Source organism: Microbacterium sp. ZW T5_45 (genome assembly GCF_044987415.1).
Classification (GTDB): Bacteria; Actinomycetota; Actinomycetes; order Actinomycetales; family Microbacteriaceae; genus Microbacterium.
In genome coordinates this window covers 1-25344 of the sequence record NZ_JBJDRJ010000005.1, presented here as the reverse complement: position 1 = coordinate 25344, position 25344 = coordinate 1, and the positions used below count along the sequence as shown (strand labels likewise).

The following is a 25344-nucleotide window of genomic DNA, read 5'->3' as shown; positions in this document are numbered from 1 at the left end:
GATCGGATCGGCTCCCTGGCCGATCACCTCCCCCGGGGTGTGCGTGTCATGGCGCGCACCCCGGGTTTCCCTCTCCGCGCACCCGAGCACGGACGAACTCACACCCTTCGAGGCATCCGCCTCACCGCTTCACGGCACCCCGGCAAAGGAGCCTCGCCATGGGACGCATCTTCGCGTTCATCGCTTTCACCGTCGCCCTCGTCATCGGTTCATCGGCGATCGTCGTCGTCCCGGCATCCGCCGCTCCTGAAGACGACGTCACGACCGTCATCGACCGCCTCGAGGAGTACTACCTCGGCCAGGGGGACGACATCATCATCGCGAACGGCATCTATCTCGCCCGCACCTCGGAAGCGCTGGACTACGTCGCCTCGCAGAATGAGGACGGTTCCTGGTCGGACGTGGACTACGCCGACCGCACCAGCTCGGCGAACGGCAGCGTCTGGTCGGCCTACACCGCGCTCTATCGGATGCTGGCGCTGACCCAGGCATACAAGGACCCGGACGCGGCGGGCTTCGGTGACGCGCGGCTGGTCGATGCCGTGCAGCGGGCTCTGCTGCACTGGGACCGCGTGAACCCCGGCAACACCAACTGGTGGGAGACCGAGATCGGCGAGTCGATCGCGATGGGGCGCATCTCGATGTTCCTCGGGTCGTCGCTGAGCCCCGAGGCCTTCGACGTCGCCCTGAAGCACAACACCGGCAAGCTCGACCCGGTCGGCGCGAACGGTTCGTGGCGCACCTCGAACTACATCTTCGAGGCTCTCTCGACTCATGACATCGCCAAGGTGAAAGAGGGATTCGCGACGATCGTCGCGACGATCGCCGTCGATCACTCCGGCACGGTGCAGGAGGCCGTTCAGCCCGATGCGAGCTTCTGGGCCCATGGAGCCCAGCTCTACAGCGAGGGCTACGGCATGGTGCTCTTCACCTACGCCGCCCTGTGGTCGGACGTCGCTCGGAGTACTGGGCTCGCCTTCACGCGCGACCAGCTCGATTCGATCGCCTTCTACTTCATCAGCGGTACACGCTGGCTGATCCGAGGCGAGATCGGGATGCTCTACCTCAACTACCGCCCGCCGAAGACGGTGAGCGACATCACGAGTCATGCCTCGGAGTTCATCGAGCCGCTGCAGCGCATGGTGCGTACGGATGCTCTCTACTCGACCGCCTATCAAGCGGTGCTCGACGGGGTGCTCGGCAAGACCGAGACGAACGGCGTCACCGGCAACAAGTACTTCTGGCGCTCGGAGTTCTCGTCGCACCTGCGTGAGGGGTACGGCATCTTCACGCGCCTCAACTCTTCGCGCACTTTCGGCGCCGAGCTGCGCACGTCGTACCGCGACGAGCTCGGAAACCCGGTGTTCTGGAACGCCATGGGATCGACGGCCATCCAGGTCAACAACCGCGAGTATCTCGACCTCGGGCCTGCGTTCGACTGGTGGCACTACCCCGGTGTGACGGCGCCGAACGTCAAACGCACCGAGCGCGGCTTCGAGAACCGCGGGCGCAACGGCGACGGTGCGAGTTTCACCGGCGGCACCTCGAACGGAGAGTACGGAGTGAGCGTGCTCACGCTCGACACGGCCGGCACGAACGCGCAGAAGAGCTACTTCTCGTTCGATGAGGGCATGGTCGCCCTCGGGGCCGGCATCGTCTCGACGAGCGATGCCGCCGTGCACACGACGATCAACCAGGCTTCCGCCAAAGAGAATGCGACGGTCGGCGGCATGGCAGTGAACCCTGGGACCGACCAGCAGAGCGTCGGTGACGTTCGCTGGGCGTTCAACGACGAGGTCGGGTACGTGTTCGCCGAGGGTCAAGACGTGAAGGTCTCGAACAAGACCCAGTCCGGCAGCTGGGAGGGGGGAGAGTCCCTGAGCCGCGAGGCCTTCTCGCTCTACATCGATCACGGAACGGAGCCGCACGCCGCTGACTACGACTACACCGTCCTCCCGGCCATGACCCCGACCGAGGTCGAAGCCTACGCGGCGAAGCCGACCGTGCGCACACTCCGCAACGACTCCGAGGTGCAGGCGGTGCGGAATGCCGAAGCACGCATCACCATGGCGACGTTCTACACCGCGGGCTCGCTCGACCTCGGCGACGGCCGCACCCTCGCGGTCGATCAGCCCAGCATCGTGCTGCTCGACGAACGCGGCAAGGAGCCGGTGGTCAGCCTTTCCAACCCGGATCGCCCTGGACTCTCGGTCGGCGTGACGCTACAGGGCGCGGGACAGAACTGGTACGGCGCATTCGCACTCGGTTCCGGCGAGAACATGGGGAAGACCGTCACCGCTGCTCTCGCCGCAGGCGACCGCCCGACCGTGTCGGCATTCAGCGCCAGCAGCACGGCAGGTGCTTCTACGGTCGACGCGCTCGGCGACGGCGACCACGAATCGGTATGGCGGTCGGCGGACGACGGCACCCAGTGGGCGTCGACCACGTTGCCCCGCGGGTCTTGGGTGACGAAGGTCGGTATCGACTGGGCGGACGCTCATGCCACCGACTTCGTCGTGCAGACGTCTTCGAACGGGGTGGCCTGGACAGACCAGTCGCACATCACGAATGGCGAGGGCGGGCTCACCGAGGTCGCGATCAACCCGACGCCTGCAGAGCATGTGCGCGTGCTGCTTCTCGCCGGAGGATCGCCGTCGTACGGCATCCGCGAACTGTCGGTGACCTCGAGCATCAACCTCGCGATCGACAGTGCGACACGTGCCTCCGGGTACGCGGGCTACAACCTCGTGCACCTGCTCGCCGACGGCGATCCCGAGACGCGGTGGCGGGGCAACAACGCCAACAGCGCCTGGGCGCAGATCGACCTCGGCGAACCGAAGCCGGTCTCGACCGTGCGTCTGAGGTGGGAGGCGGCGTTCGCGAAGACCTACAAGATCCAGCTCTCCGACGACGGGAAGGGCTGGCGCGATGCGTACGCCACCCCGGGCGCAGGAAGCGACGGCGGCGTGGACGTGGTCACCCTCGATGGTCAGAGCGCCCGCTTCGTGCGGATGCAGACCCTCACCCGCGCACTCGACTACGGCCCGTCGCTGTGGGAGTTCGAGGTGTTCTCCGACCGACTGGTCGTGGATGCTCCGTCGGTTCCGAGCGGCAAGGGCAACCTCGCTCTCGGGCGCCCGACGACGGGCGACAGCGTCCACAACAACGTCGCGACCGCGATCGCTCCGAAGGCCACTGACGGCTCACGCTCGACAAAGTGGTCTTCGGCGCGCGCCGTCGCCGAGCACTGGTTGCAGGTCGACCTCGGAGTCGTCACCTCGGTGTCGCGCGCCGTCGTGGCGTGGGAAGCCGGCACGTCGAACGACTACCGCATTGAAGGATCGGTCGATGGAACGACCTGGGTGCCGTTGTCTCGCGTCGACGCTGTGCAGCCTTCGCTCACGCACACCCTCGACTTCACGCCGACGGACGTGCGCTACGTACGACTGACCGGCCTGGCCGCGACCCAGTACGGACTCAACATCTGGGAGTTCGAGCTTTACGGCGGATTCACCTTCGAATGCGCGGGGCCGGTCTCCGCGAACCGCGGAGGCTCCGCGGTCGTCGCGGCCACCGTGACGCCGATCGATGTGGAGGACACGTTCACGGCCGTCTCCATGGATGAGTCGATCGTCACGATCAAGGGTGATGCGCGCGTCTCGGCCGACGGTCGCGTCGAGGTCGATCTCGCCACCCACGATCCCGGACGTACGACGGTCGGCTTGCGCCACGACGGCGGTGTCGAGATCGCCTGGTGCGATGTCACGGTCTCGGCCGACACCACACATCTTCAGGCGCAAATCGACGCGGCCAACGGCCTCGACAGCACGGCCTACACGCCGGGCAGCTGGACGCTGCTGCTGCCGGCTCTCGAAGCCGCGAAAGACGTGATTCGCGCCGCCGGCTCGTCTCAGGATCAGGTCGACGCCGCAGCGGCCGCGCTGGAGGCCGCCCTCGCGGGGCTCGTCCGCCTCGATGCCGTGTCCAATGCGCCACGTGATGTCATCGCCACAGCCGCGGAGGACATCGTGCACGTGCAGTGGTCTGCTCCCGAGAACATCGGCGGATCCCCGATCGTCGCCTACGAGGTGACCGTCGGTGACCGCACCGTGCAGAGCGAGGGCTCAGTGCTCTCGGCGTCCGTCACCGGACTCGCCCCCGGCGAGTACCCGGTCACCGTGCGTGCGCAGAACGCGGGCGGATGGTCGGAACCGTCGACCGCGATCTCGGTCGTCGTCGCACCAGAGGCGCCCACGCCTGTGGTCACCGTCGACGGAACTCCCGTGGTGGGCGAACGGATCGACATCTCAGGCTCCGGGTTCGCACCCGGAGTCGAGTACCGCATCCAACTGCGGTCCGCACCTGCCGATCTCGGAACCGTCACCGCCGACGACGACGGTGCCTTCGCCTTCCGAGGCACAGTGCCGACCGATGTCGAACCCGGCGCGCACACGGTCGTCGTGATGCTCGCGGATACCGATGTCGCGTCGACACCGGTGCGGATCATCGCGCCCACGGATCCGGGTACACCGGGCGGGCCCGGCACGCCCGGTGTGCCCGGAAACGGGGACTCCGACGGCTCGGGTGGCCTGCCCGCGACGGGAGGTGACGTGACCTGGTTGCCCTGGACGCTCGCCGCAGCGGTGCTGCTGCTGCTCTCGGGTGTCGCTGTCATGAAGGTGCGACGGCAGACACGCGACTGAGCCGCAGAACCGAGACGAAGGGCCGCCTCCCGAGTGGGGCGGCCCTTCCGCCGTACGCGGAGTCCACGACGCTGGCCGAGAACGGCGGTGCCGCGCACCCTGCAGATGGCGCGGAGTCGGACGCCGACGTCTTGAGATGGGTACCTTTTCGTGAGGGCGGGCCGTGATTCAAGCCTGTCGACATCTTGCGGAGTGGCCGCACGACGGGCTTTGGGAATCTGCTGGTGTCATCAGGAGCGCGGTGGCGGCTCAGCAGCCGAGCAGACGGATCAAACCGACGACGAAGGGCCGCCCCCGTATCGGGAGACGGCCCTTCGTATGGCGGATGCTCTGCGTCAGAGGTGCGTGAGCTCCGCGACGCCGATCGACGAATCGGCCATGCCGTAGAACACGAAGCGTCGACCGCCGATCTCTTCGATCGCAGTCGGGAACACGACGTTGCCGAGGGTTCCCTGCAGCTCCTCGGCAGTCTCGGGGGCGAGCAGAGGCTCGGCCGACCGAGCGATCACACGACGCGGGTCGTCGGTGTCGAGCAGAATGGCTCCTGCCGAGTAGCGCGAGCCATGAGCGAGCTCGAATCCCTTCGGCGTCGCCCCGGAGACGCCGTGGTGCAGCAGCAGCCAGCCCTCCGGCACGTGCAGGGGAGAGGGGCCGGCGCCGATCTTGGCGCTCTCGTACTCCATCTCGGGCGCGGCGACCATCGCCGAACCATGCACGCGGGTGAGGGCGGCGACATCCGCTCGCGCTGCGTCGACGTCGATGTAGCCGATCCAGATCGACGGCCGCTCTTCATCGATGCCCACGGGCGGGCGCGCGCCTTCGCCGGGGCGCAGCCAGTCCAGGTCCCACATCGGACGGTGCAGCAGGGCGATGCTGCGCTTTCCGTCCGGGCCAGGGACGAGCTCGGGGAAGAACACGATGTCCTTGTTGGCGAACAGATTGAGGTCGGTCCCGAGCTCGGGCTGGTACGCGAACTGGATCGGGCCGAGACGCGTCCAGGTGACGGTGTCGTGCGAGTACGCGAGTGCCGGCTTCGGCCCCAACGGTCCGTATGCGATGTACGTCATCACGTGCAGACCGAGCGGCTCTAGGAAAGTGATGCGCGGGTCTTCGACGCCGGCGTTCTGTGCGCCGTGCTCCCACTGCTCATCCGGGGAGAGGACGAGGCCGAGGCGCTCGACACCGACCGGCACGCCGTCTTCGACGACAACGCGTGCGCGGGCGATGCGCGAGACATTGCCCGCAGCGACGACGCGCGGGTAGAGGTAGAGCTCGCCGTCGGGGCCCCATGCGGTTCCGGGGTTGAGTACTCCTTCCGCCTCGAGCGGGTCGCCGGGTACCGCCGACATGATCGTGCCGAGTCGAGTCAGGGCATAGGGGACGGCGGACGTGCGTGCGCTGGTGGGGGATGGAGTCATTGCCTTGCTTTCGAGGTGTTTCGGTGTCGACGGTTCAGCCCTTGATGGCCGAGCCGAGATTCGCTGAGGTGAAGTGCCGCTGGAACAGGAGGAACAGCACGACCACGGGCACGGCGAGCACGCACGCACCGGCGAGAACGGCGCCCATCGGGTTGTCGAGGAACGAGCCGTTCGTCTGAGAGAAATTCGCGAGACTGACGGCGAGCGTCTGCTTCGTCGCGTCCTTCGTGACGAGGAACGGCCACAGGAACTCGTTCCAGGGACCGATGAAGGTCACGAGCATCGCGGTGAGCACGGCCGGCCGGACGAGAGGGACGGCGATGAAGAGCAGGATGCGCAGTTCGCTGGCGCCGTCGATACGGGCGGCGTCGAACACGTCGCGGGGGATCTGCAGGAAGTACTGACGGAAGATCAGCACCGCGACCGAGTTGATCGCGAACGGCAGGATCATGCCGATGAAGTTGTCGGCGAGCCCGAAATAGCGCACGACCATCACGTAGAGCGGGATCATGAGCAGTTGGAACGGAATCGCCTGCACCAGCAGCACGAGCGCGAACACGACGCCGCGTCCGCGGAACGAGAGCACTGCCAGCGCGTATCCGACGAGCAGGCCGAACACCAGCGTGCAGCCGACGACACCGGCCGTGAAGATCAGTGAGTTCAGGAGCGACCCGATCAGGTTGACCGATTCGTTGATCTCGATGAAGTTGTTGAGCGTGAGATTGTCGGGGAGGGGAAGCAGCCCGAACAGGCTGGTGTCGCGCTCGCGCTGGAGGGCGCCGATCACCATGTAGTAGAACGGCACGAGTGCGGCAAGAGCGCCGATCAGGAGGAGGGCGAATCGCAGAACCGCGAGCACCCGTCCGCTGCGTGCTGAGCGCTTCTCGCGCATCGTCGACGTGGTCATCGGTTCTTTCCTTCCGTGACGCGGCGCGAGACGAGCGAGACGATCATCACGGCGACCACGAGGATCATGCCGATGGCTGCGGCGATGTCGGGCTTCCCTTGCTGGATGCCCTGCTGGTACATGAGCAGTGCCGGGGTCATCGAGGCGTTGTTGGGACCGCCGCCGGTGAGCAGGTACGGCTCGGTGAAGATCTGCCCTGTGGTGATGATCGACAGCAGGACGACGAGCGATGTCACCGGACGTACGGCAGGGAGCGTCACAGAGCAGAAGCGCTGCCACCGACCGGCGCCGTCGAGCTGAGCCGCCTCATGCAGCTCTTTCGGCACGTTCTGCAGGGCGGCGAGGTAGAGCAGGATGTAGAACCCGAGGTTCTTCCACGTGACGTAGATCGCGATGAGCGGCATGATCAGCGCGGGATTGGCCAGCCATGAAGGGTCCGGCGCGAGCGAGCCGAGCATGGAGTTGACCACGCCGTTGCCGTTGAACAGGAAGATCCATACCGCGAGCGTCGCGACAGATGCTGTCACGTAGGGGACGTAGTACGAGATCCGGAAGAAGCCCTTCCAGCGCACGACCGCATCGAGTCCGGACGACAGCAGCAGACCGAGCACGACGGTGAGCGGCACGTTGATGACCAGGAAGATCAGCAGATTGACGAACGACTGGCGCACGATCGGGTCGCCGATCACGGCTGCGAAGTTCTCGAAGCCGACGAACGGGTGCTCCACCGCGACACCGGGAGCCGTGAAGTAGAAGTCGTGCACCGACATCCAGATGCCGAAGCCGAACGGGATGAGGAACACCACGATCACGAATGCCGTGTAGGGGGCGCTCAGCAGCAGGCCGAGCGGGTTGTCGCCGAGCCAACGTCGCATCGCGCTGCCACGCCGTCGGGGGAGCCCGATGTTCGATTTCTGCGCTGGCGCGGCACTGCCCATCGCGATTGCTCCTCACTGATACGACCGTCCGTCGCCGCACCTCGCAGGTCGTCTGCTGAAGTACTCGACGGTGATGACACTCATAGTAAACCGGTTTTGGAGATTCTGGTCAACTGTGGGGTGTGCGCCGGTGTTGATGTCTGCCTGTGAGCGCAATAAAGGGCCAAGTCGATTTGCCAGAGGCAGCTAAATCTCGCTAAACATTGGGCTACACTGCAACTATGAACGCGACACCTCCTGATGGGCCGGGCGCCGACGCCACGGCACCCGCCGTGCCTGCGGGTGCACCTCGCGAGCGCAAGATCACGATCGGTGACGTCGCCGCGCGAGCCGGGGTGTCCAAGAGCGCGGTGTCGTTCGTCTTCAATGGGCGACCGGGCGTCGGCGAAGAAGCGAAGGAGCGCATCCTCGAGGCGGCGCGTGAGCTCGAATGGCGCCCGGATGCTCGGGCCCGAGCCCTGTCTCGCAGCCGTGCTCAAGCCGTCGGTCTGGTGATCCGTCGCGACCCCGAGCTGCTCAGCACCGACCCGTTCTTTCCGCAGTTCGTCGCCGGAGTCGAGAGCTTCCTGTCGACTGTCGGATATGCGCTCGTCCTCCAGGTCGTCGACGGTGAGCAGGCTGAACACGAGGCGTATTCGCGCTTCGCGCGCGAGGCGCGCGTCGACGGCGTCTTCCTCACCGACCTCCGCATCGAAGATGAGCGACCGGCTGAACTCGTCGCACTCGGCATGCCCTGTGTGCTGCTGGGCTCAGGTGGCGGCGAGGACACCGCACCCATCGGGCTCGATGATGCCGCCGGCATCCGACGCGCCGTCCGTCATCTGCATGCGCTCGGCCACCAGCGCATCGCGCACGTGGCGGGCTCCGATCGCTACGTGCACTCTCGTGTGCGTCGCGAGGCATGGGCGACCGAACTCGCGCAGCTCGGTCTCGAACCGGGCCCGCTCGCGCATGCCGACTTCACCGGCGCTTCGGGCGCTCGCGCCACCCACGAACTTCTCGATCACCCCGAGCCGCCGACGGCGATCATCTACGCGAACGACATCATGGCCATCGCGGGTATCTCGGCGGCGATCGATCGAGGCGTACGCGTGCCGCATGACCTCTCGATCGTCGGATTCGACGACATTCCGCTCGCGCCGTACATCATTCCGCCGCTGACCACGGTGCGGCAAGACGTCTTCCAGTGGGGCAACGCATGCGCGCGCACCCTCGTCGCCCTGGTCGAGGATCGCGAGCCGGGGGCGATCGATCTGCCGCCCGTCGAGTTCATCGTGCGGGGGAGCACCGGACCACTCCGGGGACACGCGGATGCTTCGCCTGAGGTGGCCGAGTGAGTAGCTTCGCGCCGCGCCTGGTGGCCTTCGATCTCGATGACACCCTGGCGCCGTCGAAGAGTGCGATCGACCCGCGGATCGGCGCCCTGCTGCTCGAGCTCGCGGCACGCGTCGAGATCGCGATCATCTCGGGCGGTCAGCTCGAACAGTTCACCGCACAGGTCGTCGATCGATTGCCGAATGCGAGTGCTGAGGCGCTCGCGCACTTCCATCTGCTGCCGGCGTGCGGCACGCAGTACTATCGCATCCGACCCGACGGTACAGAGACGATCTACGCCCTCAGCCTCGATGCCGGGCGGCGGGCGGAGGTGATCGTCATCGTCGAGGACGAGGCGCGGCGGCTCGGGCTCTGGGAGTCCGACACGTGGGGCGACATCATCGAGGACCGCGGTTCGCAGGTGACGTTCTCGGCGCTCGGGCAGCAGGCCCCTGTCGAGGCGAAGTCTGCGTGGGATCCGACAGGCGACAAGAAGAACCGGCTGCGCGCCGCGATCGCCGCCCGCCTTCCGGATCTCGAAGTGCGATCCGGTGGCTCGACGTCGGTCGACATCACCGAGCGCGGTATCGACAAGGCGTACGGCATGAACCGACTCGTCGAACAGACCGGCATTCCCCTCGACGACATGCTCTTCGTCGGAGACCGCCTCGACCCCGACGGCAACGACTATCCGGTGCTCGCAATGGGTGTGACCTGTCATGCCGTCACCGGATGGGGCGACACCGCCCGCTACCTCGAGGGTCTCATTCCGACGCTCCACGTGCGCGATAACCTCCTCCTATGACTCCGACGCCAGCGCCGACCACTCGGTCGAGCAGCATGGGGCGGGGGCTCGACGTCCTCGCCGCCCTCACGAACTGTCTTCGAGAGGGGCGCAAGGCGACGGTCGTCGAGATCGCGCGCTCACTCGGCCGCGAACGGTCGCAGGTGTCGCGCACTCTCGCGAGCTATGAAGCGTCCGGACTGGTGGTCAGGGGAGCGGATCGCTCGTTCGCACTCGCCTGGGGCTGGTACGCCGCAGCCCAGGACATCGTCGCCACGCGCGTCATCACGCAGGGCCTCGTGGTGCTGGAGGAACTCTCCTCCCTCCTCGGCGAAGCGACCTTCTTCAGCGCCCTCCAGGGGGATGCAACTCTCACGACGTTGGAGAGTCTGCCGTCCGGATCCCGCATGATCGGCTCCTGGATCGGTCGCGCATACCCCGCCTACTGCAGCGATGCCGGACGCGCCTCCCTATGGGACGCGTCGGCGGAAGAGGTGCGAGCAGTCTTCTCTTCGACGGCGTTCTCGCGGCAAGGGCCGAACACGCCGACCTCGGTCGACGACTTCCTCAGCCGTCTCGACGAGGACCGCCGGCGAGGCTTCACCATCGTGGATCAGGAGGCCGAGCCCGGCCTCTACTCCGTGGCCGCGCCCGTGTGGGACTTCCGCGATGAGGTGATCGGCGCGATCCAGGTCGTGGGAACCCGCGACTCCATGCACCCGCGGACCGCCGAGTGCGGAGCCGCCTGTGCGGACGCCGCGGCCGAGCTGTCGCGACACCTCGGCGGTCGCGACACCACGGGGATCTCCGTTTAGAGGGTGTCGGCTGCGGCCGTGAGCTCGTGAGCGAACTGCGTCAGCAGCTCGCGCGCCGCCCGAGTCGCACCCTTCGGACGATGCCGCCCACGCACCGCGAGCGAGGCGATCACCGCGCCCTCGCGCCGGATCGGCAGAGCGAACTCGTCGATCCCCTCGTCGTACTCCTCCGCCGCGGAGATCAGACCATCCGCGCGATCGCGTGCCAGCATCGCGCGCACGTCCTCCGTCGAACGCCCCGCTGTCGGTCCGCCGACGCCGATGAACTGGACGTCCGCGAGGAGAGCATCGAGCTGCTCAGGGCTGTGATCCCACAGCAGCGCGCGCCCCGCGCCGGTGCACCAGATCGGCGTCACCAGCCCATCTCTGATCGAGCGGTCAGAGCCGTCGGCCGACCGCTCGAAGCGCAGCAGGACGCCGCGCGTCCCGTCGGCGACGGTGATCAGCGCATTCACTCCGAGTTGAGAGGCGAGCGCACGGAGGGCGACACGAGAGGAGCGAAGCCACGCCACGTTGAGTGCGGCAGCGGTGCGGAAGAACTCGGGTCCCGCTGAGAAGCGGGCATCATCGTCTCGGCGGAGGAACTGGCGTGCCCGCAGTTCCTGGGTGAGACGGGAGGCCCTGCTGCGCTCGATGCCGGTGTGCTCCGCGAGGCGAGACGCGTTGAGCCCCGGTCGCGCGCGGCGCTCCTGCTCGATCGTGGCATCGAGGAGGCTCAGACCCTGGACGAGTGAGGATGACGCCACCGGAGGACCTCCTCGGCTCGGAATCACGATCAGGGTCATCCTATCCGGCGTCCCCGGAGGCCACGACGGCCAGAGAGGCCACAGCGCCTCCGGCTCCCACAGCGACCCGCCGAGGGAGAAGGCGCCCCCACGCGACATAGAGATCGGCGGCGATGCTGCCGTGCGCGCCTTCGACATCGGTCGAGCTGATCACCTGGCCGCCCTGGGAGCCGAAGAGGACGACCTCATCGGCGGGCGCGGCCTCCGCGATGTGGGAGACGTCGACGAGGAAGCTGTTCATGGCGATCCGGTCCACGATCCGCGCGCGCTGTCCGCGGACCAGGACCTCGCCTGTCCCGCTGAGGCTTCGGTGGAACCCGTCGGCGTACCCCAGGGGGATCAGTGCGAGACGAGCATCCGCATCGAGTCGATGCCATCGGTCGTACCCGACCGTGCTTCCTCGGGGGTAGGAGTTGATCGCGGCGATGCGCGACACCACTCGCATCGCCGGTCGCAGCGCCCCGCCCAGAGCGGGGGAATCGCCGTAGAGACCGGCGCCGATGCGCACGAGGTCGAATCGCGACCGTGGTGCATGCAGCGCCGCGAAGGTGGTCGCGCAGTGTCGGCGGATCGATCCCGCGTCGAGCCCCTGGAGCACAGCCCGTGACTGCTCTTCGAAGCGCCTGCTCCCCTCGACGACATCTGCGACGTCCTCGCAGGGGAAGTGGGTGCAGACGCCGGCGAACTCCAACCGCGGGTCGGTCAGCACATCGCGCGCCGATCGCTGTCCACGAAGATCGCTCACGTCGAGTCCGTCGCGACTGAGACCGGTGGAGTTGAGCGACAGATGAGCGCGGATGCGGATGTCTCGCGCGGCGGCGGCTGTGCCCACGACCCGGGCGTGCTCCGCCCCACCGATCCATTCCTCGATGCCGAAGCGGATGCCGTCGTCGACCTCATCCCGCCCGGCGGGACGCACGCGCAGCAACCGACCGGTGAAGCCCGCCGAGCGCACCGAGGCGGCGTCGTCGTTGGAGGCGACACCGATCACGCCGATCCCTTCCTCGATGAGCAGCGGCGCCACGATGTCGGTTCCGTGTCCGTAGGCATCGGCCTTCACGACCGCGCAGAACTCGACCTCCTCGCCGAGTTCTGCGCGGATCGTGCGGATGTTGTGGACGATGGCACTCTCGTCGATCTCCACCCACCCGACGGCGGCCGCGGGGATCGTCATGCCTCGACGGGGTCGGCCTCGAGATCCTGTGCGTCATCGCGGGCGCCCTTGCGCCCGTGCCGCCACCAGAAGTAGAGGTAGCAGGCGCCGACGAACGGGATGCCGAAGTACAGCGCCGCCACCTGGTTCGGGTCGAAGGCGATCGCGATGATCGAGACGAGCAGAAGAGTGAACGCGACGATCGGCAGAGCAGGGTAGAGCGGCGTGCGGTAGGCGAGGTCCGCCACGCGGCCACCGTCGCGCACGAACTTCCGGCGGTGGAAGAACTGCGAGGCGACGATCGACATCCACACGGCCACCACCGCGAACCCGGCGATCGACACCAGCACCAGGTAGACCGTGCCGGCGGCGATCACGCTCGTGAGCAGCGAGACGAGTCCGATCAGGATGCTGACGCTGAGGGCGATGAGCGGAACTCCTCGCCGCGTGAGGCGCGTGAAGGCCTTCGGCGCGTGGCCCTCTTCGGCGAGCGAGAACAGCATGCGCGCGCAGGAGAAGAGCCCGCTGTTGCCTGCCGAGAGGAGAGCGGTGATGATGACGAAGTTCATGATGTCGGCGGCGTAGGGCACTCCGACGTACTGGAAGACATCGACGAAGGGGCTGCTGGTGACGCTGGCCTCCTCGTAGGGCAGGATCGCCGCGATGACCGCAATGGCGCCGACGAAGAGCACGACGAGGCGCAGCACCGTCGAGCGCAGCGCCCGCGGGATGTTCTTCGCGGGGTCCTTCGTCTCGCCGGCGGCGACACCGATCAGTTCCGAGCCACTGAACGCGTAGAAGACGGCGAGCGCCGTGACGATCACGCCGCTGACACCGTTCGGGAACAGTCCGCCGGGAGTCTCGAAGTTGGAGAACAGGACGGCGGGCGGATGCTCGGCCGACAGCGGCGTGAAACCGAAGATCGCAGCGCCGCCCAGCACGATCAGTCCGACGATCGCGACGACCTTGACCAGCGAGAACCAGAACTCCGCCTCTCCGAACACCCGGGCCGAGATCGCGTTGAGCAGGAACAGCACTGAGGCGAAGACGAGGCACCACACCCAGACCGGGACGCCGGGGAACCAGCGTTGCATGAGGATGCCGGCTGCGGTGAACTCCGATCCGAGTGCGACCACCCAGCAGAGCCAGTACAGCCAGGCGGTGGTGAACCCGGTCGCCGGGCCGATCGACCGTGACGCGTAGATGTGGAAGGCGCCCGAGACGGGGTAGGCCACGGCCAGCTCGCCCAGGCACGCCATGACCAGGTACACGACGAAGGCGCCGATGAGGTAGGCGATGATCGCGCCGAGCGGGCCCGCCTGCGAGATGGTGTAGCCGGAGCTGAGGAAGAGCCCCGAACCGATCACCCCGCCGAGCGCGATCATGATCAGGTGGCGGGCATCCATGGTGCGCTGGAGGCGACGCAGCGGCACTTGGGTGGCCGTGGTGTTCGGGAGAACGTTGGGGAGCGGCTTCGCGCCGGGAAGAGGCGTCATCGGAACTCTCAATCGGATCGTATCTGTGCATCATATTCACATCAATGTGCCAATGACGCATCAAGTTGTCGGATGCGGGGGACACTATCCCGTCGATCGGCGCCTCCACAAGGGGCCCGAGGTCGATTCCCGGCCGTGGTGAGGACGACGGGCCGACTGTCCGAAGAGGTGCCGTTTCGACAGGATCCACCGCCGTTCCGACAGGCGCGCACGGACACCGTCGCTCTCGAGGATGGATGCATGTCCGCACGGCGATGCCGCCGGCGACAGCCCACGGAAAAGAAGGAGACACCGGTGACTCACCATGACCTCGCCCTCATCGGCTTCGGAGGCGTCAACCGCGCCCTTGCCGAGATCATCCGCGATCGCGGAGCGGCGCTCGCCGAGGACCTCGGCTTCACTCTGAGTGTGGTCGCGATCACCGACCTCCGGCTCGGCTCGCTCATGCAGAGCGACGGGATCGACCTCGACGCCGTGCTCGCGATGACCGGCACCGACTCGTTCGTCGGGATGCCGGGCGGCGATGCCGAGCCCCGCAACGACTACGTGATCCGCCACACCACCGCAGACGTCATCGTCGAGGCGACGTTCACGAACCCGGTCGACGGCGAGCCCGCGATCTCGCACGTCAGGGCCGCGCTCGAGAGCGGGAAGAGCGTGACGACCACCAACAAGGGCCCGGTGGCCCTCGCCGGCTCGGCGCTCAACCGCCTGGCAGAGGAGAACGGCGCCCGGTTCGAATACGAAGGGTCGGTCATGAGCGGCACCCCCGTGCTGCGGCTGGCAGGCGAGACGATGAAGGGGCTCCGCATCCAGGGCATCCAGGGCATCCTCAACGGCACCAGCAACTTCGTGCTCGGGCAGATGGAGACCGGCAAGTCACTTCAGGAGGCGGTCGCCGAGGCGCAGGCGCTCGGATACGCCGAGGCCGACCCGACGGCGGACATCGAGGGATCGGACGTCCAGCTGAAGGTCGTGATCCTCGCCAACGAGCTGCTCGACGCGGAGATCACGACCGCGGACGTGCCGCGCACCGGCATCAGCGGCATCACGGCGAGCGACGTGATCGCGGCAGCGGCCGGGGGAGAGCACTGGAAGCTCGTCGGCACGATCTCCCGCGACGAGGCGGGTGCCGTGACGGCATCCGTCCAGCCGCTCTCTCTAGGTGCGGATCACCCTCTCGCCGGCATCTCCGGCGCGACCAACGCCATCGCCTTCACGACCGACCTGCTCGGTACCGTGACGATGTCGGGCCCCGGTGCCGGACGCATCGAGACGGCATACGCGCTGCTGTCCGACATCATCGCGATCGACGCCCACCAGGCATCCCTCGCCGGAGCGCTGCGGTGAGCGCGCCCGTCATGGAGGCCGCGGAGGTGCAGGCCTCATTGCTCGAGGTGCTCGACCCCTACAACGGAGAGGTCATCGCCCGCCTCTCGCAGCACTCGGTCGACGACGTTGACGAGCTCATGTCGCGCGCACGGCTCGGCGCGACCCTCTCCCGCGACCTGTCCAGGTTCGAGCGGCACCGGATTCTCGATCGAGCGGCACGGATCCTCGAGAGTCGCGCGGAAGAGGCTGCGGCGCTCATTGTCCGTGAGGCGGGGAAGACGATCACCCAGGCGCGCAAGGAAGTGCAGCGGGCGATGACCACGATCTCGCTGTCCGCCGAGACCGCGCGCGCCTTCGACGGCGAGGTCATCCCCTTCGACGCCTACGAGGGATCTTCGAACCGTCGCGGCTGGTACACGCGGGAGCCGCTCGGAGTGATCCTCGCGATCACCCCGTACAACGACGCCCTCAACCTCGTGGCGCACAAGCTGGGCCCGGCGATCGCCGGTGGCAACGCCGTGATCCTCAAGCCGTCGCAGTTCACTCCGCTGACCGCACGCTTCCTCGTCGACGTGCTGCTCGATGCGGGACTGCCCGACGAGATCATCACGACCGTCCACGGCGATCGGCATGTGGCACAGGCGCTCGTCGCGGTCCGCGACATCCGCATGGTGTCGTTCACCGGAGGATTCGCGACCGGTGAGGCGATCGCCCGCACGGCCGGCCTCAAGAAGTTGGCGATGGAACTGGGCGGCAACGCCCCCGTGCTGGTGTTCGCGGATGCCGACATCACCGCAGCCGTCGAGGCGTGCGTGTCCGGTGCTTTCTGGGCCGCAGGGCAGAACTGCGTCGGCGCCCAGCGCATCCTCATCGAACGCCCCGTGTACGCCGAGTTCCGTGACCGCTTCGCGGCACGCGCATCGACGCTGCGCGCCGGCGATCCCGTCAACCAGTCGACCGATGTCGGCCCGATGATCTCGGTGGCGGCCGCGATGCAGGCGGAGCGGATGGTCGACGCCGCGGTGCAGGCCGGCGCACACGTGCTCGCCGGCCACCGGCGGGAGGGCTCGGTCTACTGGCCGACGGCACTCGAGAACGTCTCGCCGACCTGCGAGGTCTGGAGCGACGAGGCGTTCGCGCCCATCGTCGTGCTGAGTCCCTTCGACTCGGAGGAGCAGGCCGTGGCCGAGGCGAACAGCATCGACTACGCCCTCCACGCTGCTGCGTTCACCTCCGACATCACGCGTGCGCTGCGAGTCGCCGAGGCGCTCGATGCGGGCGGGGTGATGATCAACGACTCCTCCGACTACCGCGTCGACAGCATGCCGTTCGGGGGATCGAAGTACGGGAGCATGGGCCGTGAAGGGGTGCGGTTCGCCTACGAGGAGATGACGCAGCCGAAGGTCACCTGCATCACGACCTGATGACTCCTCGCGGAGGGGGCAGGTGTCCGTGGGGGATGGCCTGCCCCTCCGCGAGGTCAGGCCCGGTCGACCACCCGTGTCAACGACACGGCAGTCACCGTGTTCGCGACGCCGGGCAGAGCGGCGAGCAGCTCCCAGATCTCGCCGATGCGATCCATCGACTCGGCCTCCAGGGTCACGAGCAGATCGAAGTCACCGGAGAGCACATCGCACTGCCGCACCTCGGGAATCCGAGCGATCTCCGAGACGACCCCTCCGCCGCGCATCCGATCACTTCGGTAGACCAGCACGATCGCCGACACCGGAGAGCCGCCGGCGCGGCCGGGGACGACGCTGTAGCCGCCGATCACCCCCTGCCTCTCCATGCGCTCCATCCGCTGCTTCACCGCATTCCTCGACAGATGCACCTGGGAGGCGAGGGCCACCAGGGGAGTCCTAGCGTCCTGGGTGAGCGCCGCGAGGATCTGGCGATCGATCTGGTCGATGTGAAGCCGCTCCATCGGGACCTCCTGAGACAGTGCATTTGCATGCATGATTAGCAATTGCGTGTGTCTATTATGCACTTTAGAGTGAAGATGGCACCGGGTCCGGTGCAGAACGAAGGAGTCACGATGGGCACTCGACCCGATCGCAAGGATCTGCAGACGCTGTCCGATCTCAGCCTGGCCGTGCACGCCGGCAACCAGCTCGACTCGACCCTGGCGCTGCGCACGCCTCTCGTGATGGCGAACTCGTATCAACTGCCCGACGACCCGAGCGAGATCAGTTGGTCGGCGACAGCGCCGGGGCTGTACACCCGGAACACCGGAGTCAACCAGGCAGCGCTCGAGCAGAAGCTCGCAGCCCTCGACGGCGCCGAGGATGCCGTCGCGCTCGCCTCCGGGGTCGCCGCCTTGCATGCCGTCTTCTTCACGCATGTGCGCGCCGGCGACCACGTGGTCGTGAGCGATGTCGTCTACGAGGCGACCTGGCGCCTGTGGACCGAGCTGCTTCCCCGGCGCTACGGTCTCGAAGCCACATTCGTCGACATCAGCGATCTCGACGCGGTGCGTGCCGCGATGCGTCCCGAGACGCGACTCGTCTGCATCGAGGCCATCGCGAATCCGACCACGAAGGTCGCCGACGTCAGCGCCGTCGCAGAGATCGCGCATGCCGCCGGGGCCATCCTGATGGTCGATTCCACCTTCTCGCCGCCGCCGTTCTACCGGCCCATCGCCGACGGTGCGGATCTCGTCGTGCACTCGCTGACGAAGTACCTCAACGGTCACGGCGACGCGATGGGAGGATCGGTGGCCGGGAGGCGCGACCTCATCGAACCCATCAAGGCCGATGCGATGGTCGATGTCGGCGGCATCATCTCGCCCTTCAACGCCTGGCAGATCCAGCGCGGCACGGTGACGCTTCCGCTTCGACTGCGGCAGCACTTCTCCTCGGCGCTGCGGATCGCCGAGATGCTCGAGGCCGACTCCCGTGTCGAGTACATCTCCTACCCGGGGCTCGAGTCGCACCCGGATCACGCTCTCGCGGTCCGGCAGTTCGGCGGGCGCGGCTTCGGAGGCATGATGGCGTTCGCCGTCACCGGCTCTCCTGACGTGCAGAATCAGTTCGTCGCGAACCTGAGGCTGATCACGTCGGGGTTCTCCCTCGGACACGACGACTCCCTCATCGTCCACACCGGAACCGAGGGCGGACGAGTCGCCACGTATCCCGAGCCGTTCCGGAAGTTCGGGCATCTGCGGCTGTCCGTCGGGCTCGAAGACGCCGATGACCTGCTCGCCGACCTGCGCGCCGCACTGGACGTCACATTCGGGAGCTGATGCTCGTTCCGGTTCAGCCGGTGGGGAGGGCGGCTTCCGCGTTCCACCGCTGGATGGCATCGGAGCGGACCTGGATCAGCGTGAGGTCGAGGAGAGGCGTGGGCACTCCGAGGAGGCGGGCGCGCCGCGCCAGATCCCCCAGGATGTGTTCGGCCTCTGTGGGATTTCCGGCGATCAGATCGCGGTAGAGGGACGTCGTGAACGCAGACCCGGGCTGCGTCAGAAGCGTGACGGACTGCGCATGCCCGGACGCCGACACCGGGTGGCCGGCGGCATCCGCCACTGCTTCGAGCTCGGAGATCGCCTCGAGGATGCGGGGGAGCCCGCCGGCCTCGATCGTCGCGCCGACCGGGCCGCGGAAGAGGCAGGTGACCACTCCACCGGCGGCGATGAACACCCACTTCTCCCACATCGCGCCGGCGACGTCGTCGCTGACCGTCAGATCGATGCCGGGTACGCGGAGGGCATCGGTAACAGCAGTCGGCAGCGCTGCCGCCGTCCACGGTCCGACCGTAAGCGTCGTCAACTCCGTCATCTGGCGCACTGTTCCCTCATCGAGGGTGGCGACGATCTTCGCCAACCCTCCGACGGTCTGGCCGGGGAACGCCTCCTCGAGACGGTCCATGTGAGCCATGCCGTTCAGGACCGGGAGGATGACCGTGTCCCTCCCGACGTACGGGCGCACATCCTCGATCGCCGTGGGCAGGGCGGATGCTTTCACCGTGACGATGACGAGGTCGAAGGCCTCGGCGGCTTCACCCGTCGTGAGGACCTGCACCTGATGCGTTCGATCACCGGACGGAGAGACGAATCGGAGTCCCTCGCGCCGCAGTCGCTCTGCTCGGTGCGTACGCACGAGATATGTGACGTCTCGCCCGTCTTCGTGAAGGAGCGAGCCGAATGCGCCGCCCGTCGCTCCGGCTCCGACCATGAGGATGCGCACAGGGTGTCCTTTCGAGGGGCTCCGCCGCTGGGTTACGACAGCGATTCCGTCCAGGCTCGAAGCAGGCAGGGAATCACGGCGTCATCCAGCGTATCGACGAGGGGTTCGCCGGACGGCCTACACTTTCCCGGTGGCGAGGTGCTGCAGCAGCACCTCGACGACATCGACCGGCGCATAGAGGAGATGCGGCGCTCGCGCGAGATGACCGAGCATGCGATGCGGTGCCGGGCGCATGACATCGCATCGTGCCCGCGCTTCCGGGTGGGAGTGGACGACCTGCTGGCCCGTTTCTGAACGGACGGACCCGGGTTCCCGGCGGCCTCGATCGCGGGATGCCGGGTGCCCAGCCCATCCGGCCCACGCATAGGAACCCTTGCGTAAACTGGGAATCGTGCCTCTCGCTTCGACGATCCGTCCGATCCGCAGCGGCCGCCGCTCCCGCATCCGCCTCATCCGTGGTGCGGTCGGAGTCGCGCTCGCCGCAGTGACAGCCGTCTCCCTGACCGCGTGCGCGCCCGACGACGCGGTCAGCGACTCGTTCCTCAGCGGCGAGAACACCGGCTACGTGGCCGCCGACGGCGCGATCGTCGAGATCCCGGTCTCCGAGCGTGAGGAACCGGTCGAGTTCGGCGGAGTGACGGAAGACGGCGAGCGCTTCGACAGCGCCGACATCGCAGGCCAGGTCGCGGTCGTGAACTTCTGGTACGCGGGCTGCGCGCCGTGCCGCCTCGAGGCCGACGCGCTCGAGAGCGTCTGGCAGGACTTCGAGGGGCAGGGCGTGTCGTTCATAGGTATCAACACCCGCGACCAGGCCGACACCGCCAAGGCGTTCTCCGACGAGTTCAGCATCACGTACCCGAGCCTGATCGACGTGGACACAGCGGAGGCGAAGCTCGCGTTCGCCGAGGAGACCACGATCCAGGCGACGCCCACGACTCTCGTGCTCGACAAGCAGGGACGGGTCGCCGCGAAGATCATCGGTCCGATCGACGGCGCCTCCATCCTGTCGACGCTCGTCAAGGACGCTCTGGCGGAGGACTCGTGAGCCCTGCGGGTGCTCCATGAGCCCCGAGATCATCATCAACTCCGGCACGCTCTGGCTGGCCGTCCCCGTCGCGATGCTCGCCGGACTCATCTCCTTCCTCTCGCCGTGCGTGCTGCCGCTCGTCCCCGGCTACCTCGGCTTCCTCGGGGGAGCCGTGTCGCCGCGGAGCGCCGCGTCGTCGGTGCAGCCGGGCCGCGGTCGCCTCGTGCTCGGGGTGCTGCTGTTCATCCTCGGCTTCAGCATCGTCTTCGTCGCGATCACCTCTCTCGGCGGCGTCGCGAACGTGTTCCTCATCCGTTGGGGCGACCTGGTCACGCGCATCCTCGGTGCCGTCATCATCCTCATGGGTCTGGTGTTCCTCGGGCTGTTCGGCTTCGCGCAGCGTGAGCTCCGTTTCCACGTGGACTCGAAGTACGGCGTCATCGGCGCCCCGCTCCTCGGCATCGCGCTGGGCATCGGATGGGCGCCGTGCATGGGGCCGACGCTCGCCGCGATCTTCGCGCTGTCTTTCAACGCCGGTGATCCGGTACGGGCCGGCTTCCTGGGCCTGGCGTACTCGCTCGGTCTCGGCATCCCGTTCCTCCTCGTCGCCCTCGGTTTCGGCTGGGCGGCCAAGGCCATCGGATTCCTCCGTCGTCACATCCGCACCATCAACGTGATCGGCGGCGTGCTGCTGATCCTGCTCGGCGTGCTGATGGTGACGGGGCTGTGGACCGACATCATGTCCCGACTGACGGCGGTGATGAGCAGCTTCAATGTCCCGCTCTGACCAGAAGACCCCGAAGACCCCGAAGACCCCGAAGAACAAGGATGCTGTGAGCAGCGAATCCACCGACCCCCTGCGGCCGTCCGACCACATCGACGGCGACGACTCGATCACCCAGCCCCGGCTCGGCGTCGTCGGCTGGCTGAGGTGGGGCTGGCGCCAGCTCACCTCGATGCGCACCGCGCTGATCCTGCTGCTCGTGCTGGCGATCGCGGCCATCCCGGGATCGATCTTCCCGCAGCGGATGGCCGACCCCAACGGCGTCACCCAGTGGGAGCGCGACAATCCGGATCTGTTCCCGATCCTCGACGGCCTCAAGCTCTTCGACGTCTACCTGTCGCCGTGGTTCTCGGCGGTCTACCTGCTGCTGTTCACCTCGCTGGTGGGCTGCGTCATCCCCCGTATCAAGCACCACTACAAGGCTCTGCAGGCACGGCCGCCCCGCACTCCGGCTCGGTTGAAGCGACTCGCCGACTTCCGCGCCGTCGAGCGTACGAGCACGGATGCATCGGCCGAAGCATCCGCGTCCATCGACATCGCGCAGAAGCAGCTCAAAGCCCTCGGCTACCGCGTCGAGCGCTACGACGTCGGAAAGACGTCGTCGGTGTCGGCGGAGCGCGGCTACTGGCGTGAGACCGGAAACCTGGTGTTCCACATCGCGCTCGTCGGCGTGCTCATCACCGTCGGGGTGGGCGGTGGTTTCGCGTACACCGGACAGCGCGTGCTTGTCGAGGGCGAGACCTTCGCGAACACCCTGCTCGACTACGACTCGATGAACCGCGGCCGGTTCGTCGGCGACGGCGCGCTCACCCCGTACTCGATGACCCTCGACACCTTCGACGTCAGCTACACGCCGTTCGGCGAGCCGGGATCGGGTCAGGCCGGCGACTTCTCGGCCAACGTCACCGTCAAGCAGAACGGCGAGGAGCGCACGGGCTCGGCCAGGGTCAACGCCCCGCTCGACGTGGCGGGTGACAAGGTCTACCTGCTCGGCAACGGCTACGCGCCGACCATCACCGTGCGCAACGCCGCCGGCGACGTCGTGTTCACCAACAGTGTGCCGTTCCTGCCGCAGGACACGAACATGACCTCGCTGGGCGTGGTGAAGGTCACCGACGGGATGCCGGAGCAGCTCGGGCTGCTCGGGTTCTTCTACCCCACGACGGGTGTGCTCGACACCGGAGCGTTCTTCTCCGGATACCCCGATCTGACGAACCCGACGCTCACGCTCGACGTCTACTCGGGTGATCTGGGCATCAACGACGGCACGCCCCGTTCCGTGTACGTGCTCGACACGACCGACCTCACCAAGCTCACCGGACGCGACACCGACGTCGAGTCGATCGAACTCGCGCCGGGCGAGACCGCCGACCTGCCGAACGGCCTCGGCACCGTCACCTTCGAGGACGAGTCGCCCGAGGGCGCGACCGATCTCAGCCAGTCCGTGAAGCGGTTCGCATCGATGCAGATCCACCACGACGCCTCGTCGGTGTGGGTGCTGGTGTTCGCGCTGCTCGCCCTCGGCGGACTCATGCTCGCGCTCTTCATCCCGCGCCGCCGGGTGTGGGTCAAGGCCACGCCGACCGCCACCGGCGTCTCGCTCGAGTACGCGGGTCTCGCGCGGGGCGAGGACCCGACCCTCGCTGCGGCCGTCGACGATCTCGTGAAGGGGCATGCCCGCCTGTTGGACGCGGCAGGGGTGACGGCCGCCCTTCCGGACACCGGCCCGGAGCCGGAGCCGGATCCGGCTGCCGACCCCGACGATGACGCCTCGACGGAGCGCGAGACCGAGCCCCCGGCATCCGACACACCGAAAGTAGACTGACAGCATGTTCGAGCTCACTGTGATCTCGCCGGTCCTGCTGTGGACCGCCATCGCGATCTACGCCGCATCGTTCGTGGCGTTCGCGTTCGACCTCGCCCGCCGGTCGCAGGTCTCCGCCGATGCGAAGACGGTCCGTGAGCGCGAGCTGGTCGCTGCGGGTGGCGGCTCAGCGACCGTGACCCCGAGCGGCGATGTCGTCGAGCCGGCGAAGCCGCGTTTCGTGATGGCGCGCATCGGCACCTCGCTGATGGTGCTCGCCTGGCTCTTCCACCTGGGGGCCGTTCTCACCCGGGGAATCGCGGCCGGCCGCGTACCGTGGGCGAACCTCTACGAGTTCGCGATGATCGGCACGCTGCTCATCGTCGCGGTCTTCCTCGCGGTGCTGACGCGGCTCGAACTGCGTTACCTCGGCACGTTCATCACGGGTCTGGTTGTCGTGCTGCTCGGCCTGTCCTCGACGAACTTCTTCGTCGAGGTCACGCCGCTGATGGACCCGCTCAAGAGCATCTGGCTCGTCATCCACGTATTCGTGGCCTCGCTCGGGACGGCGCTGTTCGCCCTCGCATTCGCGCTGTCGGTGCTGCAGCTCATGCAGGCCCGCCGCGAACGTCTGACCCGTGAGGGCTCGGCGAAGACCGGGCCCGGATTCCTGCGCACCGTGCCCGATGCGGAGCGCCTCGAGAGCCTCGCCTACCGCTTCACGATCATCGGCTTCATCCTGTGGACGTTCACGCTCATCGCCGGCGCAATCTGGGCGCAGGATGCCTGGGGCCGGTACTGGGGCTTCGACGTCAAGGAGACCTGGACCTTCGTGATCTGGGTGCTCTACGCCGGCTACATCCACGCCCGTGCGACCCGCGGCTGGCGCGGCAGCCCGTCGGCGTGGTTGTCGATCACGGGCTTCGCCGCGGTGATGTTCAACTTCACGGTCGTGAACGTGTTCTTCAAGGGACTGCACGCGTACTCGGGTCTCAGCTGACCGACGCGGTTCTCGACAGGCGCCTTCCTCCGGGGAGGCGCCTTCGCGTTACCGGTCCCGATGCCGTCGCGGCGGCGGTGCCGCGAGTACGCGGCCGCGTCACCCCTGCGTCACCCGGCGAAAGGGATGACCTCGGAGTGCTCCACTCCGGCCTCGTACCAGACGAACTCGAGCTCGTCGGCGACGATCCGTGGGCGGGGAGCGACAGGATGCTGAACGGCGAGCTCGAGGGCGGCCCAGGCGTCGGGGTCGAGGGTCTTCGCGTAGACGAGCGACATGTGGAACGTCCACTCGTCGACGCTCAGCTCGCCGAGTCGACGGAAATCGGTCGTGTCCAGGGCGCGCGTCAGGGAGGAGTACGCCGCGACGAGCGAGGACGTGCGGGTGAGGCGGTGGATGACGATCTGCCAGGGCGCGGGGAACGTGTCCACGGCCTCGACCTCGACGTCGATCGCGGGCTGGACGGCGGCCCAGGACCGGATCTCTGCGAGGAGAGCCGGTCGGCGTTCGGGTTCGAAGAACCCGCGGAGCGTGACATGGCCGGTGTGCGGATGCGGCAGACCCGCGGCGGAACCCGTCAGGAGCGCCGCTTGCGTGCGGTCGTACTCCTCGGCGACAGGTCCGGTCGCGCGCAGGACGAGATACTGCTGTCCGTCGAGTGACGCGAGTTGCTCCGGTGAGTTCATGAACGGTCGACGCATGGGCCGATGCTACGTGGATCTCGGGCGCGTTTCCTCCTGAGACCGACACATTCGCGTGAGATGGACGCTGTGTAGGGCGGCCCGCGTGTCGTGGAGTGTTGTTCTCATTTCCGTTCTGGTTAGGCCGCTTTGGCGGCGGTGGTCCGTGTCAGATGGGCCATCGCTTCGGCTGGAGTGGCGTAGCCCAGGGCTTGATGGC

21 protein-coding genes are annotated in these 25344 nt (G+C 67.4%); 12 read left to right on the top strand and 9 right to left on the bottom strand.

Features of this window, described 5'->3' with window-relative positions; all coding sequences use genetic code 11:
- The first annotated feature begins 158 nt into the window (after positions 1-158).
- The gene (locus tag ACI3KS_RS03500; RefSeq protein WP_404915255.1) at positions 159-4703 is read left to right on the top strand and encodes a discoidin domain-containing protein; all 4545 of its coding nucleotides are present in this window, start codon (positions 159-161) and stop codon (positions 4701-4703) included.
- 335 nt (positions 4704-5038) lie between these two features.
- On the opposite strand, the gene ACI3KS_RS03495 is transcribed toward ACI3KS_RS03500, so the two are convergent.
- Genes ACI3KS_RS03495 through ACI3KS_RS03485 form a run of 3 tightly spaced genes read right to left on the bottom strand, consistent with a single transcriptional unit; the run spans position 5039 to position 7966 of the window.
- On the bottom strand, positions 5039-6121 hold the full coding sequence (locus ACI3KS_RS03495; RefSeq protein WP_404915253.1) for a glycosidase: 1083 nt from the start codon (positions 6119-6121) through the stop codon (positions 5039-5041).
- Positions 6122-6155: 34 nt separating this feature from the next.
- The gene (locus ACI3KS_RS03490) at positions 6156-7028 is read right to left on the bottom strand and encodes a carbohydrate ABC transporter permease (protein ID WP_404915251.1); all 873 of its coding nucleotides are present in this window, start codon (positions 7026-7028) and stop codon (positions 6156-6158) included.
- A complete protein-coding gene (locus tag ACI3KS_RS03485) occupies positions 7025-7966 on the bottom strand; it encodes a carbohydrate ABC transporter permease (RefSeq protein ID WP_404915249.1) in 942 nt (313 codons plus the stop codon). The genes ACI3KS_RS03490 and ACI3KS_RS03485 overlap by 4 nt, the downstream gene beginning before the upstream one ends.
- 221 nt (positions 7967-8187) lie before the next feature.
- Here ACI3KS_RS03485 and ACI3KS_RS03480 point away from each other — a divergent pair, with 221 nt between their 5' ends.
- The 3 genes from ACI3KS_RS03480 to ACI3KS_RS03470 are packed head-to-tail and all read left to right on the top strand — an operon-like array spanning position 8188 to position 10879.
- Complete coding sequence (locus ACI3KS_RS03480; protein ID WP_404915247.1) at positions 8188-9303, top strand: LacI family DNA-binding transcriptional regulator; 1116 nt, start codon at positions 8188-8190, stop codon at positions 9301-9303.
- Positions 9300-10085 (top strand): HAD-IIB family hydrolase, encoded by a 786-nt coding sequence (locus tag ACI3KS_RS03475; RefSeq protein WP_404915245.1) that lies wholly within the window; start codon positions 9300-9302, stop codon positions 10083-10085. The genes ACI3KS_RS03480 and ACI3KS_RS03475 overlap by 4 nt, the downstream gene beginning before the upstream one ends.
- Positions 10082-10879 carry an IclR family transcriptional regulator gene (locus ACI3KS_RS03470; protein WP_404915243.1) on the top strand — a complete coding sequence of 266 codons (798 nt, stop codon included), beginning with the start codon at positions 10082-10084 and terminating at the stop codon, positions 10877-10879. The genes ACI3KS_RS03475 and ACI3KS_RS03470 overlap by 4 nt, the downstream gene beginning before the upstream one ends.
- On the opposite strand, the gene ACI3KS_RS03465 is transcribed toward ACI3KS_RS03470, so the two are convergent.
- Genes ACI3KS_RS03465 through ACI3KS_RS03455 form a run of 3 tightly spaced genes read right to left on the bottom strand, consistent with a single transcriptional unit; the run spans position 10876 to position 14313 of the window.
- Positions 10876-11625, bottom strand: a complete 750-nt coding sequence (locus ACI3KS_RS03465; RefSeq protein ID WP_404915241.1) for an IclR family transcriptional regulator — start codon at positions 11623-11625, stop codon at positions 10876-10878. The two genes, ACI3KS_RS03470 and ACI3KS_RS03465, sit on opposite strands and share 4 nt — an antisense overlap.
- Before the next feature lie 40 nt (positions 11626-11665).
- The gene (alr, locus tag ACI3KS_RS03460; RefSeq protein WP_404915239.1) at positions 11666-12838 is read right to left on the bottom strand and encodes an alanine racemase; all 1173 of its coding nucleotides are present in this window, start codon (positions 12836-12838) and stop codon (positions 11666-11668) included.
- Positions 12835-14313: an amino acid permease gene (locus ACI3KS_RS03455; protein ID WP_404915237.1), complete on the bottom strand. Its 1479-nt coding sequence runs from the start codon at positions 14311-14313 to the stop codon at positions 12835-12837. Before ACI3KS_RS03455 ends, alr begins: the two co-directional genes overlap by 4 nt.
- A gap of 294 nt (positions 14314-14607) precedes the next feature.
- Here ACI3KS_RS03455 and ACI3KS_RS03450 point away from each other — a divergent pair, with 294 nt between their 5' ends.
- Both ACI3KS_RS03450 and ACI3KS_RS03445 read left to right on the top strand, forming a co-directional pair.
- Positions 14608-15663 (top strand): homoserine dehydrogenase, encoded by a 1056-nt coding sequence (locus ACI3KS_RS03450; protein ID WP_404915235.1) that lies wholly within the window; start codon positions 14608-14610, stop codon positions 15661-15663.
- A complete protein-coding gene (locus tag ACI3KS_RS03445) occupies positions 15660-17069 on the top strand; it encodes an aldehyde dehydrogenase family protein (protein WP_404915233.1) in 1410 nt (469 codons plus the stop codon). The genes ACI3KS_RS03450 and ACI3KS_RS03445 overlap by 4 nt, the downstream gene beginning before the upstream one ends.
- Before the next feature lie 56 nt (positions 17070-17125).
- On the opposite strand, the gene ACI3KS_RS03440 is transcribed toward ACI3KS_RS03445, so the two are convergent.
- A complete protein-coding gene (locus tag ACI3KS_RS03440; protein WP_404915231.1) occupies positions 17126-17569 on the bottom strand; it encodes an Lrp/AsnC family transcriptional regulator in 444 nt (147 codons plus the stop codon).
- Positions 17570-17680: 111 nt separating this feature from the next.
- Between ACI3KS_RS03440 and ACI3KS_RS03435 the strand changes: the two genes are divergently transcribed.
- Positions 17681-18886: a trans-sulfuration enzyme family protein gene (locus ACI3KS_RS03435; RefSeq protein ID WP_404915229.1), complete on the top strand. Its 1206-nt coding sequence runs from the start codon at positions 17681-17683 to the stop codon at positions 18884-18886.
- A gap of 13 nt (positions 18887-18899) precedes the next feature.
- Here ACI3KS_RS03435 and ACI3KS_RS03430 read toward each other — a convergent pair whose 3' ends face one another.
- The gene (locus tag ACI3KS_RS03430) at positions 18900-19817 is read right to left on the bottom strand and encodes a ketopantoate reductase family protein (protein WP_404915227.1); all 918 of its coding nucleotides are present in this window, start codon (positions 19815-19817) and stop codon (positions 18900-18902) included.
- On the opposite strand from ACI3KS_RS03430, the gene ACI3KS_RS03425 reads away from it, so the two are divergent.
- From ACI3KS_RS03425 to ccsB, 5 genes are all read left to right on the top strand, one after another.
- Complete coding sequence (locus ACI3KS_RS03425) at positions 19731-20123, top strand: hypothetical protein (protein ID WP_404915225.1); 393 nt, start codon at positions 19731-19733, stop codon at positions 20121-20123. The two genes, ACI3KS_RS03430 and ACI3KS_RS03425, sit on opposite strands and share 87 nt — an antisense overlap.
- A gap of 97 nt (positions 20124-20220) precedes the next feature.
- Positions 20221-20874: a TlpA family protein disulfide reductase gene (locus ACI3KS_RS03420; protein WP_404915223.1), complete on the top strand. Its 654-nt coding sequence runs from the start codon at positions 20221-20223 to the stop codon at positions 20872-20874.
- A gap of 16 nt (positions 20875-20890) precedes the next feature.
- Complete coding sequence (locus tag ACI3KS_RS03415; protein WP_404915221.1) at positions 20891-21643, top strand: cytochrome c biogenesis CcdA family protein; 753 nt, start codon at positions 20891-20893, stop codon at positions 21641-21643.
- The gene (locus ACI3KS_RS03410) at positions 21630-23465 is read left to right on the top strand and encodes a cytochrome c biogenesis protein ResB (protein ID WP_404915219.1); all 1836 of its coding nucleotides are present in this window, start codon (positions 21630-21632) and stop codon (positions 23463-23465) included. The genes ACI3KS_RS03415 and ACI3KS_RS03410 overlap by 14 nt, the downstream gene beginning before the upstream one ends.
- Before the next feature lie 4 nt (positions 23466-23469).
- The gene (gene ccsB, locus ACI3KS_RS03405) at positions 23470-24444 is read left to right on the top strand and encodes a c-type cytochrome biogenesis protein CcsB (RefSeq protein WP_404915217.1); all 975 of its coding nucleotides are present in this window, start codon (positions 23470-23472) and stop codon (positions 24442-24444) included.
- A gap of 110 nt (positions 24445-24554) precedes the next feature.
- Here ccsB and ACI3KS_RS03400 read toward each other — a convergent pair whose 3' ends face one another.
- The gene (locus ACI3KS_RS03400; RefSeq protein ID WP_404915215.1) at positions 24555-25145 is read right to left on the bottom strand and encodes a 2'-5' RNA ligase family protein; all 591 of its coding nucleotides are present in this window, start codon (positions 25143-25145) and stop codon (positions 24555-24557) included.
- Between the last annotated feature and the right edge of the window lie 199 nt (positions 25146-25344).